We start from the raw sequence: 12,201 nt of genomic DNA on the forward strand, positions 1-12,201 counted from the left end.
AGGACCGCAACCATGCGCCGCCATCTCATGCTCGCGCTGGCCGCGGCTTTGCCCTGCCTCGTGCCGGCACTGCTCGCCGCCCAGGGAACCGGACAGGTCCGGGAGCCCTTCCGCCCGCCGATCCAGTTCACCGACGAGGACCCGGCCCCGCCGATCCCCGCCGACGTCACCGACGACCGGCGGGTCGCCCGCAACTACCCGGAGCAGCCGCCGGTCATCCCCCACAACATCCGCGATTACCAGATCAGCCTGAACAACAACCAGTGCCTGACCTGCCACAGCCGCCAGTTCACCGGCGCCACCCAGGCGCCGATGATCAGCATCACCCATTACGTGGACCGCGAGGGCCAGACACTGGGCGCGGTCAGCCCACGCCGCTATTTCTGCACGCAGTGCCACGTTCCCCAGACCATGGCCCAGCCCATCGTCCCGAACACCTTCAAGGACATGGACAGCCTCATCAGCCGCCCGTCGGACGGGGGTGACCGGCGATGAAGCTGCCCGATTTCCTGCTGCGGCCCTGGCGGATCATCGCGGGGCCGAGCCGCTACCTCAGCCTCGGCTTCCTGACGCTGGGCGGCTTCCTGGCCGGCGTGATGTTCTGGGGCGGCTTCAACACCGCCCTGGAGGTCACCAACACCGAGAAGTTCTGCACGAGCTGCCACGAGATGCGGGACAACGTGTTCGAGGAGCTGAAGACCACCATCCACTTCACCAACCGCTCCGGCGTGCGGGCGACCTGCCCGGACTGCCACGTCCCGCACAACTGGACCGACAAGATCGCCCGCAAGATGCAGGCGTCGAAGGAGGTCTGGGGCAAGATCTTCGGCACCATCGACACCCGCGACAAGTTCGTGGAGAAGCGGCGGGAGCTGGCCGAGCATGAATGGGCGCGGCTGAAGGCCAACAATTCCCTGGAATGCCGCAACTGCCACAGCGCGGAGTCCATGGACATCACCAAGCAGGGGGCACGGGCGGCGCGCATCCACCAACAGTACCTGTTCAGCGGCCAGCGCACCTGCATCGACTGCCACAAGGGCATCGCCCACCGCCTGCCGAACATGGACGGCGTCCCGCCGGGCTGGAGCGAGGCGTCTACCGGTACGGGCAACGACACCGACGACCCGATCGGCCGCTGGCTGGCCGACGCCACCCCGGGGCCGGCGAACCCGCATTGAGCGGGGGATGAAATCCCTCTCCCGTCCCGGGAGAGGGAGGGTCGGGAGGGTGAGGGTGCGGCCAGGGATCAATGCGTTGATCCTCGGCCTTCCCTCACTCGACCTTCAGCGCTGACGCCCTCTCCCTCAACGGGAGAGGGGTAGAACGTATCGGTTTACTCGGCCTTGCCGTTGACGGCGTCCTTGAGGGCCTTGCCGGCGGAGAACTTCGGCGCCTTGGAGGCGGCGATCTTGATCTCCGCACCGGTCTGCGGGTTGCGGCCCGTGCGCTCGCCGCGCTCGGCGATCTCGAACTGGCCGAAGCCCGGCAGCTTGACCGTCTCCCCCTTGACCAGCGCGTCCTGCAGGCTCTCCAGAACCGCGTCCAGCGCCTTGCCGGCGTCGGCCTTCGTGCCGCCCAGCTTGCCGGCGATCGCGTCGATGAGATCGGCCTTCGTCATTCCCAAATTCCCCTTGTTCGTGGCGGAACCCCAGCATCCTCCAGGGCTCCAGGCGCCTCTGACCTACCCTGACGGACGGCGGCGCGCAAGATGCTCCCGATCGGAATCGACCGAGCGCGACGCTGTGACCCGCAAAAAGTCGGCGATTCCCGCCGATCCGGCGGATTCGTCTATGCCGAACAGGCGAGTCCTTCCCCAGACCGAGGTCAGGGGACCAAGTCAATTGACCAGGGCGGCCTTGACCAGCACGGCGGCGCTTTCCGTGGTGTCGCGCTTGTCCAGCTTCTTGGCGACCTCCTCAATCTCGGCCACCGGCATGACCCGGCGGGCCTGCTTGGCCGCGGTGACGAGGCGGCGCTGCGCCAGCCGGACCTGGTCGCCCAGTTCGGTCAGCGTCTGGTAAGCCTTGCGGCGGGCCTGGGTGTCGATGCTGCCGCTCGTCTCGGTCGCGCGTTCGGTCGCAGCCGCCAGGTCCTTGCACGACTGAAGATACGTGGAGATGGCGTCCGTCAGAAGACGGCGGGCCTCGGTCCGCGGATCGGCGGGGCTGCTGCTCGACGTGGAAAGAGACACTTCACACTGCTCCTTGCTGCTGCGTATGACACACGACTGTAACAGGCCGTGAAAAATGGGCGGAGTGGCCGCCATTGTCCAGCGGCCTTGCGCGTTCTTTGACCGACTGGACAGGGGAAAGCCGGGTCAGGGCACCTGCTTCTTCTCCAGCTTGCGGGCCAGGGTGCGCCGGTGCATCCCCAGGCGGCGGGCGGTTTCGGAGATGTTGAAGCCGGTTTCCGCGAGGGTTTCGTGGATGCGCTCCCACTCCAGCGTCTTCAGCGAGGTCGCCCGCGCGCCCAGCGCGATGGAGGGATCGCCCTCCGTCCGCTCGAAGGCCGCCTCGATGTCGTCGGTGTTGGACGGCTTGGCGAGGTAGTGGCAGGCGCCCAGCTTGATCGCCTCGACCGCCGTGGCGATGCTGGCGAAACCGGTCAGGACGACGATGCGCGTCTCCGGGTCGCTGGCGTGCAGCTCCCGCACGCATTCCAGGCCGGAGCCGTTGCCCAGCTTGAGGTCGACGACCGCGTAGGCGAAGGGCACCGTGTCCAGCAGCGCCCGCAGCCCGTCCAGGCTGTCGCACCAGTAGACCTGGTAGCCCCGGCGCTCGAAGGAGCGGCGCAGGACCTTGGCGAAGGCGGCGTCGTCCTCCACCAGCACGAGGGAACGGTCAGTCTCCATGGTTCTCTCCCGCGGACAGGGCGGCGAGCGGCAGGGTCATGGTGACGGACGCGCCGCCGCCGGGGCGGTTGCGCGCGGCGACCGTGCCGCCCAGCTTGCGCACCACGTTGACCACCAGGAAGAGGCCCAGCCCGCCGCCGGGCCGCCCCTTGCTCGACCGGTAGGGTTTGCCGAATTCCGCCAGCATCCGCTCCTCGAAGCCGGGGCCGGCGTCGTTGACGGTGAGGACGAGGCTGTCCCCCTGCCGCCCGGCGGCGATGCCGACCCAGCCGGGGGACACCTCCAGCGCGTTGTCCAGGACGTTGAAGATCACCTGCTTCAGCGCGAGGTCGGAGATGATCCCCTCCCGCGAGCGGACGCTGTTGTCGTAATCGACGCAGGCCGGGGACCGGCTGGCCTTCCACTCCTCCACCAGATCGTCCAGGAAGGCGGTGACCGTGGTGCGCAAAGTCCCCTCCCCCCGCGCCTCGCCGGAGGACAGCAGGATGCCCGACACGATGGCCTTGCAGCGGTCGATCTGGTTCTGCATCTCCGCGATGTCCTCGGCCATGTCGGGGTCGCCCTTGACCACGGGCATCCGCCGCCAATCGTTCACGATCACCGACAGGGTGGCGAGCGGCGTCCCAAGCTCGTGCGCGGCGCCGGAGGCCAGCAGGCCGAGGCGCACGATGTGGTCCTCCTCCATGGAGCGCTGGCGCAGGTCGGCCAGATGGGCGTCGCGCGCCCGCAGGTTGCGGGTGATCTGGGTGATGAAGGGGACGATCAGGCTGGCCGTCAGCACGAAGCACAGGAACATGCCCTGGATGTGCAGGCCGAGCAGAAGCCCCTCCAGCCCCGGCGGCAGGGCCAGCGGGCGGTAGGCGCCGATCAGGAAGGTGAAGCAGGCCGTGGCGACCAGCACCAGCGCCCAGGCCGACCACGCCTCCAGCAGAACCGCCCCCAGCGTGATCTGGAGCAGGTAGAGCGAGATGAAGGGGTTGGAGGCGCCGCCGCTGAGGTAGAGCTGGACCGTGAGCGCCGACACGTCGATCAGCAGCTCCAGGAACAGCTGGGTGTTCGACACCGAGGTCTGGCGGCGCAGATGCAGGACGCTGGCGATGTTCAGCGCGACCAGGAACAGGATCACCGCGCCCATTTGGTCGAGCGGCAGGGTGATGCCCATCTGGTAGTGCACGATGAGGATCGTCACCACCTGCCCGGCGACGGCGAGCCAGCGCAATTGCACCAGCAGGAACAGGTTCTTCTTGTCGGTGGTGTCGCGCACGGAAAACGTCTGGCCCTTCGCCGGATTCCTTCGGTCCCCCTTCATAGGGGCACGACTCATATGGGCACGACGGCCCGGCTTGGCAGCCTTGTCCCGGACTCCGGATGGCCTTGATAGCACAAAAAAAGCCGGACGAAAGAGTCCGCAAGGAGCCTCTTCCCGTCCGGCAAAAAAGCCACAAAGAACAAGAGATTATTTCTTCAACCGCGGCGACGCCATTCATTGCGCGCGACATAGAAGGCCGCGGCGATCAGCATGAGATCCAGGGCAAACCAAGTCAGCGCATAGACGAGGTGGTTGTTCGGGAACTTCAGGACGGTCAGCCCGCCGACCGGGTAGCCGCCCTGCGGGCTGGCCTCGGCGTCGATGAAGTAGGGGGCCGTCTCCGTCAGGCCGCGGGCGGCGGCGATGGCCGCCACGTCGCGGGAGTACCAGCGGTCCTGCGCCGGATCGTTGGAGCGCAGGAAACCGCCCCCCGGCTCCGTCACCCGCAGCAGGCCGGTGACGGTGGTGTCCGCATCGATCAGCCCGTCGGGGCGGCTGTCGGTGCTGCGCCGCTCGGGCGGCACGAAGCCCCGGTTGACCAGGACGGTGAAGCCCCGGTCGGTACGGAAGGGGGTGAGCACCCAGAAGCCGCCGCCCCGTTCGGTCACCGCCTGGACCAGCGTCTCCCGGTCGTTGAGGAAACGCCCGGTGACGCCGACCCGCCGGTATTCCTGGCTGGCCGCCGTGACGGCGGGCCAGTCCTCCGGGCCGGGGGCGGGAACGGGCGCGGCCTGCGCCCGCTCCTCCACCCGCTGGATCAGGTCCAGCTTCCAGAACAGCCGCTCGACCTGCCAGACGCCGAGCGACGTGAGGACGGCGACTCCCGCCAGCGCCAGGACGCCGAGAAGGATCAGCCCCCGGCGCGGGCGGTGGGTCGCCGTGCCGGTCACGGCAACTGGCTCGGGTCGTGGATCGGCATCATGTTGGTGTTCAGGTGGTACATCACCCACAGCGAACCGGCCAGCATGATAACCACGACGATGAGCGTGAAGATCAGCGACAGCATGGTCCACCCGCCTTCCGCCCGCCCGTTCATGTGCAGGAAGAAGATCATGTGGACGACGACCTGGACGGCGGCCAGGGCCATGATCGCCATCGCGGTCATGTTCTTGTCCAGAATCGTCCCGTCCATGACCAGCCAGAAGGGAATGACCGTCAGGATCACCGACAGGACGAAGCCGATCACGTAGCTGCCGAGCGTCCCGTGGGCGTGCCCGTCGTCCCCGTGGCCGTGGTCGTGATGGCCGGCCCCATGGTGGCCGGCCTGATGTTCGGCGTGAGAACTCATCGCAGCATTCCCATCAGATAGACGAAGGTGAAGACGCCGATCCAGATGACGTCCAGGAAGTGCCAGAACAGGCTGAGGCACATCAGGCGCCGGCGGTTGGCCGGGATCAGGCCGCGCTTGTTGACCTGCACCATCAGCGTCACCAGCCAGACCAGGCCGAAGGTGACGTGCAGGCCGTGGGTGCCGACCAGCGTGAAGAAGGACGACAGGAAGGCGCTGCGCTGCGGGGTCGCCCCGATGTGGATCAGGTGGGCGAACTCGTAGAGTTCGATCGCCAGGAAGGCGGCGCCGAACAGGCCGGTCACCGCCAGCCACAGCTGGGTCTGCGACACCCGCCCCTTCTCCATCGCCAGCATGGCGAAGCCATAGGTGATGGAGGAGAACAGCAGCATGGCGGTGTTCAGCGCCACCAGCGGCAGGTCGAACAGGTCCTTGGGCGCGGGCCCGGCGGCGTAGTTGGCGCCGAGAACGCCGTAGGTCGCGAACAGCACCGCGAAGATGAGGCAGTCGCTCATCAGATAAATCCAGAAGCCCAGCATGGTGCTGGAGCCTTCGGGGTGCGCGTGCTCATCCACGACGTGGAAGGCCGGAGCCTGGCTGCGGCTCCGCTCGGCTGTCAGGGTCGTGCTCATGCTTTACACCTGCCCGGAGAGGAGACGGGTCCGCTCGTTCTCGGTCCGCACCACCACGTCCGCCGGGATGTGGAAGTCGCGGTGATAGTTGAAGGTGTGGTGGATGGCGGCCGCCAGCAGGGCGACGAAGCTCACCGCGGCAAGCCACCAGATGTACCAGACCAGGGCGAAGCCGAGGACCACGCTGATCCCGGCCAGGATCACGCCGGTGCCGCTGTTGCTGGGCATGTGGATCGCCTTGAAGCCGCCAAGCGGACGCTTGTAGCCGCGCTTCTTCATGTCCCACCACGCGTCGTTGTCGTGGATCATCGGCGTGAAGGCGAAGTTGTAGTCCGGCGGCGGCGAGGAGGTCGCCCATTCCAGCGTGCGGCCGTCCCACGGGTCGCCCGTGCGGTCGACCAGTTCACGGCGCTTCCAGACGCTGACAGCGATCTGGACGAGGAAGGAACCGATGCCCGCGGCGATCAGGACGGCGCCCACGGCGGCGATCTGGAACCAGATCTGCAGCGACGGGTCCTCGAACACGCGCAGGCGGCGGGTGACGCCCATCAGGCCCAGGACGTAGAGCGGCATGAAGGCGACCCAGAAGCCGATCACCCAGCACCAGAAGGACACCTTGCCCCAGAAGGGATCGAGGCGGAAGCCGAAGGCCTTGGGCCACCAGTAGTAGATGCCGGCGAACAGGCCGAACAGCACGCCGCCGATGATGACGTTGTGGAAGTGGGCGATCAGGAACAGGCTGTTGTGCAGGACGAAGTCCGCCGGCGGAACGGCCAGCAGCACGCCCGTCATGCCGCCGACCACGAAGGTCAGCATGAAGGCGACGGTCCACATCATCGGCAGCTCGAACCGGATGCGGCCGCGGTACATGGTGAACAGCCAGTTGAAGATCTTCGCACCCGTCGGGATCGAGATGATCATCGTCGTGATGCCGAAGAACGAGTTCACGCTGGCGCCCGACCCCATGGTGAAGAAGTGGTGCAGCCACACCAGGTAGGACAGGATCGTGATGACCACCGTCGCGTAGACCATGGAGGTGTAGCCGAACAGCTTCTTGCCCGAGAAGGTCGAGGTGACTTCCGAGAAGATGCCGAAGACCGGCAGGATCAGGATGTAGACTTCCGGGTGGCCCCAGATCCAGATCAGGTTCACGTACATCATCGGGCTGCCGCCGAGATCGTTCGTGAAGAAGTTCGTGCCGACGTAGCGGTCCAGCGACAGCAGGACCAGCGTGGCGGTCAGGATCGGGAAGGAGGCGACGATCAGCACGTTGGTGCAGAGCGACGTCCAGGTGAAGACCGGCATCTTCATCATGGTCATGCCGGGGGCGCGCATCTTGACGATCGTGCAGATCAGGTTGATGCCGGACAATGTTGTTCCGACGCCGGCGATCTGCAACGCCCAGATGTAATAGTCGACACCCGTCTCAGGGCTGTAGGCGATGTTGGACAGCGGCGGATAGGCCAGCCAGCCGGTGCGCGCGAACTCGCCGACGAACAGCGAGACCATGATCAGCACAGCACCGCCCACCGTCATCCAGAAGCTGAAGTTGTTCAGGAACGGGAAGGACACGTCGCGGGCGCCGATCTGCAGCGGCACCACGTAGTTCATCAGGCCCGTGACGAAGGGCATCGCCACGAAGAAGATCATGATGACGCCGTGGGCGGTGAAGATCTGGTCGTAATGGTGCGCGTTGAGGTAGCCCTCGCTGCCGCCGAAGGCGATGGCCTGCTGGAGGCGCATCATGATGGCGTCGGCGAAGCCGCGCAGAAGCATGATCAGGCCCAGCACCATGTACATGATGCCGATGCGCTTGTGGTCGACGGTGGTGAACCACTCCTTCCAGAGATAGCCCCACAACCGGAAATAGCTCAGCGCCGCGACGAGCGCGATGCCGCCCAGCACGACCGCGACGAAGGTCGCGACCACGATGGGCTCGTGATAGGGGAAGGACTCCAGGGTCAGACGCCCGAAGAGCGGGTGGGTGGCGACGGTCGATGTGTCGATCATGGCGGTAGGCCGCTCAAGGATTGGCCGTCAGCCGCGGCCCGAACGCAGGGGCGGGCGCGGAGATCGGCGTGATGGAGGAGCGCGGCAGACCCGCGCCGGAAATCGGAGACTCGTCGGCGGGAGCGTTCAGCACGCCCAGCGACGACTCGACGGCGCGGCCGGTCAGTTCCTCGGTCGAGCAGATGCCCGCCACATAGACCGGCGCCGGGCCGAGAACGGCGGTGCCGCGGCGGGACATCTTGTCGTGCATCAGCGGCATCACGTTGTCGATGCCGGCCAGCCCGAGGCCGCCCTTGGCGTCGATGGCCATCATGTCGTGCATGCACATCTTGCCCGGCTCGACGCACATCCCGACGATGGCCTTGAACAGGCCCGAGTCGACGGCGCCGTAGCGACGCACCGGCTCGTTCTCGCTGGGACGCTCAAGCTGGAGATAGCCGTCGCGGTCGAGCTTGCCGCCGCCCGCCTTGATGTCCGCCACCCACTTGTCGAAGCCGTCGGCGGCCAGACCGTGGAAGGTGAAGCGCATGTGCGAGAAGCCGGCGCCGCTGTAGTTGGCGGAGAAGCCCTTGTAGCTGCCCGGCTCGTTGATGACGGCGTGCAGCTTCGTCTCCATGCCGGCCATGGCGTAGATCTGCCCGGCCAGCGCCGGGATGTAGAAGGAGTTCATCACAGTCGAGGAGGTGATGTTGAAGCGGATCGGCCGATCCACCGGGGCGGCCACCTCGTTCACCGTGGCGATGCCGTACTCCGGGTAGATGAACAGCCACTTCCAGTCGAGCGCCACGACGTTGACGTCGAGCATCTTGGTGTCGGCCGGAACCGGGCGCCCCGCGGCGATGCGGTCGAGCGGGCGGTAGGGATCGAGCAGGTGGGTCGCCATCCAGGTGAGGGCGCCCAGGCAGATGATGATGAGCAGCGGGGCCGCCCAGATCACCAGCTCGAGCTGCGTCGAATGGTCCCAATCCGGGTCGTACTGGGCCGTGCTATTCGACTGGCGGTAGCGCCACGCGAACAGCACCGTCAGCACCATCACCGGAATGATGATGAGAAGCATCAGGAGGGTGGAAATGGTGATGAGGTTGGCCTGTTGGCTCGCCACATCGCCGGACGGGCTCATCACCACAAGGTTGCAGCCACTCAAAACCGCCATCAGCGGCAGGAGGGCCAAGGCGCGGAAACGGGTCAAGGCAGGACCTGTCAGCAGGGGTTCGCTTTGGATTTGGGCGAAGAGCTAACCCCCACGGGCCGGGTAGGACATTGGACAATTTGTCCAATGCGCCGCGATTCCGCGCCGCCATTGACGCACATCAAAGCAATGCGCCCATGGGCGTGGCAGAATGCCGTTGCGGTGCCTATTTAATTCCCTCTGACGCAATTGCCAGACGGTGGGGGGACCATGGGATCATCGACCACGGCGACCGAACGGGACGCAAGGCTGGTCAATGCCCGCGACCACCGGGTGAATCCCGGTGAAATCGCGATTGGCGTCATCATCGGACGGACGTCCGAATTCTTCGATTTTTTCGTTTATGCCATCGCTTCGGTGATCGTCTTCCCGAAGCTGGTCTTTCCCTATCTTGACCCGCTGACCGGAACGCTGTGGTCCTTCGCGATCTTCGCGCTGGCCTTTGTCGCCCGCCCGGTGGGCAGCATGCTGTTCATGGCCATCGACCGCGCCCACGGGCGCGGCGCAAAGCTCACACTTTCCCTGTTCCTGCTGGGGACCTCGACGGTCGCCATCGCCTTCCTGCCGAGCTACGAGCAGATCGGCGCGGCGGCGATCTGGCTGCTGGCGGCGGCCCGCATCGGCCAGGGCCTGGCGCTGGGCGGCGCCTGGGACGGCCTCGCCTCGCTGCTGGCGCTGAACGCGCCGGAGAACCGCCGCGGCTGGTACGCGATGATTCCGCAGCTCGGCGCCCCCATCGGGCTGATCGTGGCGAGCGCCCTCTTCGCCTATTTCGCCGGCAACCTGTCGGCGGAGGATTTCTTCAGCTGGGGCTGGCGCTACCCGTTCTTCGTGGCCTTCGCCATCAACGTGGTGGCGCTGTTCGCGCGGCTGCGCATCGTGGTGACGCCGGAATACACCCGCCTGTTCGAAAGCCGCGAGCTTCAGCCGGTCCCGGTGACCGAGATGCTGCGCAACGAGGGCATGCGCGTCGTGCTGGGCGCCTTCGCCCCGCTGGCCAGCTTCGCGCTGTTCCACATGGTGACCGTCTTCCCGCTGTCCTGGATCTTCCTCTACACGCAGGACACGCCGGCGGACTTCCTGCTGATCGAGGTGGTCGGGGCCTTCTTCGGCCTGGGGGCCATCATCGCCTCCGGCTGGATCGCCGACCGCATCGGCCGCCGCACCCTGCTGGGAAGCTGCGCCGCGGCCATCGCCGTGTTCAGCGGCGTGGCGCCCCTGCTGCTGAACGGCGGGCCGCTGGGCGAGCTGGTCTTCATGATCGTCGGCTTCGTGATCCTGGGCCTGTCCTTCGGCCAGTCGTCGGGCGTGGTCGCGTCGGGCTTCACCCAGCGCTACCGCTACACCGGCGCGGCCATCACCTCGGACCTCGCCTGGCTGTTCGGGGCGGGCTTCGCGCCGCTGGTGGCGCTGGTGCTGTCCGCCAACTTCGGCCTGTTCTCGGCCGGCGCCTATCTGCTGTCGGGCGCGGTCTGCACGTTGCTGGCCCTGTGGCTCAACAAGACGCTGGCCAAGTGATCTGAGCGGGCGTCGGGAACCGGATCGGCCTCACCCTTGCGGGGTGCGGCCGATCCGGTTCCATTTCTTCATGCAGAAGGCGCCGGTCGGCAGCGTGGTCCAGTGGAAAAGCGCGCAGGCCGGTGCAGGCGCCCGGGTGCCTTTCATCAAGCCGGCAGCGCGATCCCCGAAATTGCCCACTCGAACGCGCTTCGGTACCCGGCGGCGGTACGCCGGAATCCCGCGCGGTGGCTACCCCCGACTTTAATCGTCGTTAAGAGATCGGCGTGCATCCTGCCTTCACACACAGATCGGCAGGTCATCATGTCCCAGTACAATCCCGCTGTCGGCACCACCGAGACCGTTTCCTTCCCGCTCCCCCTCACCGCTCCGGCTCCGGCGAAGAAGCTGCGCGGCCTGCCGCTGGTCGCCCTGTGGGGCGGACTGATCACCGCTCCCTGGGTCATCCTCTATCAGGCCGCCAAGCTGGTGTTCTGAAACCGGCGATCTTAGGCCGACAGCTCGGCCATGATCTCCGGCACCTGGGCCAGCAGTTCGCGGGCCAGGAAGCCCAGCGGGCCGCGGCGGGCCAGGCGGTTGCCCGCCTCGCCATGCAGATGGACACCCCAGATGGCGGCCTGGGCCGGGTCGGCGCCCCTTGCGGCCAGCCCGGCGATGACGCCGGCCAGCGTGTCGCCCGACCCCGAGGTGGCAAGGCCGACGTTGCCGCCGTCATAGGTCCACATCCTCCCGTCCGGCGTGGCGATGTGGGTGCAGGCCCCCTTCAGCACGACGATCACCTTGTGAAGATCCGCGACGCGGCGGGCGGCGGCGGGCGGGTCGGCCTCCACCTCCTCCCGGCTGACACCAGAGAGCCCGGCCATTTCGCCGGCGTGCGGCGTGATGATCGTCCGCCCGTTGCGGCGGCACAGCGCGTCGTTGGCATTGTCCAGCCCCATCAACGCCTCCGCGTCGATGACCAGAACCGGGCCGCCCTCCCCGTCCAGCCCGGTGATCAGCGCATTGGTCAGGTCGGCGACCGCGCGCTTGTCCATCATGCCGGGACCGATCAGCACCGCGGTGCAGCGTGCCGCCCGCTCGCCCAGCATGCCCACGCAATCGGGGGCGATGCCGCCCTCGGCCGTCTCGTGCAGGCCGAGCACTAGCGCTTCCGGCACGGCGAGCCCGAGATGCGGGGCCACGCTGCGGCAGGTCGCCATCTGGAGCTTGCCCGCCCCGGCGCGCAGCGCCGCCGTTCCGGCCAGCAGCACGGCGCCCGGCACCTCGACGCTGCCGCCGATGACCAGAACCCGCCCCCGCCCGTCCTTGTCGGCGCCGTCGCCGGGATGGGGCAGCGGCATGGACCGCAGCAGGTCGCGGGTGACCGGGATCGAGTCGTTCATCGAAAAATCGCTCATCGGAAAA

The 12,201-nt window shown here is 67.1% G+C and carries 14 protein-coding genes; 4 read left to right on the forward strand and 10 right to left on the reverse strand.

Features of this window, described 5'->3' with window-relative positions; translation table 11 throughout:
- The first annotated feature begins 12 nt into the window (after window positions 1-12).
- Together ABVN73_RS23955 and ABVN73_RS23960 are read left to right on the forward strand one after the other, a co-directional pair.
- Window positions 13-495: a nitrate reductase cytochrome c-type subunit gene (locus tag ABVN73_RS23955; RefSeq protein ID WP_137142122.1), complete on the forward strand. Its 483-nt coding sequence runs from the start codon at window positions 13-15 to the stop codon at window positions 493-495.
- Window positions 492-1,178 carry a cytochrome c3 family protein gene (locus tag ABVN73_RS23960; protein WP_353861084.1) on the forward strand — a complete coding sequence of 229 codons (687 nt, stop codon included), beginning with the start codon at window positions 492-494 and terminating at the stop codon, window positions 1,176-1,178. The genes ABVN73_RS23955 and ABVN73_RS23960 overlap by 4 nt, the downstream gene beginning before the upstream one ends.
- A gap of 155 nt (window positions 1,179-1,333) precedes the next feature.
- On the opposite strand, the gene ABVN73_RS23965 is transcribed toward ABVN73_RS23960, so the two are convergent.
- From ABVN73_RS23965 to cyoA, 9 genes are all read right to left on the reverse strand, one after another.
- On the reverse strand, window positions 1,334-1,618 hold the full coding sequence (locus ABVN73_RS23965; protein WP_014241890.1) for an HU family DNA-binding protein: 285 nt from the start codon (window positions 1,616-1,618) through the stop codon (window positions 1,334-1,336).
- A 219-nt stretch (window positions 1,619-1,837) separates the two neighbouring features.
- Window positions 1,838-2,191 (reverse strand): hypothetical protein, encoded by a 354-nt coding sequence (locus ABVN73_RS23970; RefSeq protein ID WP_094307207.1) that lies wholly within the window; start codon window positions 2,189-2,191, stop codon window positions 1,838-1,840.
- Between the two features lie 126 nt (window positions 2,192-2,317).
- Entirely contained in the window at window positions 2,318-2,851 is a 534-nt protein-coding gene (locus tag ABVN73_RS23975) for a response regulator transcription factor (protein WP_183178959.1), read from the reverse strand.
- Complete coding sequence (locus ABVN73_RS23980; RefSeq protein WP_353861085.1) at window positions 2,841-4,160, reverse strand: ATP-binding protein; 1,320 nt, start codon at window positions 4,158-4,160, stop codon at window positions 2,841-2,843. The genes ABVN73_RS23975 and ABVN73_RS23980 overlap by 11 nt, the downstream gene beginning before the upstream one ends.
- Before the next feature lie 155 nt (window positions 4,161-4,315).
- The gene (locus ABVN73_RS23985; RefSeq protein WP_353861086.1) at window positions 4,316-5,050 is read right to left on the reverse strand and encodes an SURF1 family protein; all 735 of its coding nucleotides are present in this window, start codon (window positions 5,048-5,050) and stop codon (window positions 4,316-4,318) included.
- A complete protein-coding gene (gene cyoD, locus ABVN73_RS23990) occupies window positions 5,047-5,448 on the reverse strand; it encodes a cytochrome o ubiquinol oxidase subunit IV (protein ID WP_349596858.1) in 402 nt (133 codons plus the stop codon). Before cyoD ends, ABVN73_RS23985 begins: the two co-directional genes overlap by 4 nt.
- On the reverse strand, window positions 5,445-6,080 hold the full coding sequence (cyoC, locus tag ABVN73_RS23995) for a cytochrome o ubiquinol oxidase subunit III (RefSeq protein ID WP_353861087.1): 636 nt from the start codon (window positions 6,078-6,080) through the stop codon (window positions 5,445-5,447). Before cyoC ends, cyoD begins: the two co-directional genes overlap by 4 nt.
- A 3-nt stretch (window positions 6,081-6,083) precedes the next feature.
- The gene (gene cyoB, locus ABVN73_RS24000) at window positions 6,084-8,090 is read right to left on the reverse strand and encodes a cytochrome o ubiquinol oxidase subunit I (protein WP_353861088.1); all 2,007 of its coding nucleotides are present in this window, start codon (window positions 8,088-8,090) and stop codon (window positions 6,084-6,086) included.
- A gap of 13 nt (window positions 8,091-8,103) precedes the next feature.
- Complete coding sequence (cyoA, locus tag ABVN73_RS24005) at window positions 8,104-9,279, reverse strand: ubiquinol oxidase subunit II (RefSeq protein ID WP_353861089.1); 1,176 nt, start codon at window positions 9,277-9,279, stop codon at window positions 8,104-8,106.
- A 210-nt stretch (window positions 9,280-9,489) separates the two neighbouring features.
- On the opposite strand from cyoA, the gene ABVN73_RS24010 reads away from it, so the two are divergent.
- On the forward strand, window positions 9,490-10,797 hold the full coding sequence (locus tag ABVN73_RS24010; RefSeq protein ID WP_353861090.1) for an MFS transporter: 1,308 nt from the start codon (window positions 9,490-9,492) through the stop codon (window positions 10,795-10,797).
- Between the two features lie 303 nt (window positions 10,798-11,100).
- Entirely contained in the window at window positions 11,101-11,274 is a 174-nt protein-coding gene (locus ABVN73_RS24015) for a hypothetical protein (RefSeq protein ID WP_353861091.1), read from the forward strand.
- Window positions 11,275-11,285: 11 nt separating this feature from the next.
- On the opposite strand, the gene ABVN73_RS24020 is transcribed toward ABVN73_RS24015, so the two are convergent.
- On the reverse strand, window positions 11,286-12,194 hold the full coding sequence (locus tag ABVN73_RS24020; RefSeq protein ID WP_353861092.1) for an NAD(P)H-hydrate dehydratase: 909 nt from the start codon (window positions 12,192-12,194) through the stop codon (window positions 11,286-11,288).
- Window positions 12,195-12,201 lie beyond the last annotated feature (7 nt).

It is taken from the genome of Azospirillum formosense, from assembly GCF_040500525.1.
Taxonomy (GTDB): domain Bacteria; phylum Pseudomonadota; class Alphaproteobacteria; order Azospirillales; family Azospirillaceae; genus Azospirillum; species Azospirillum formosense_A.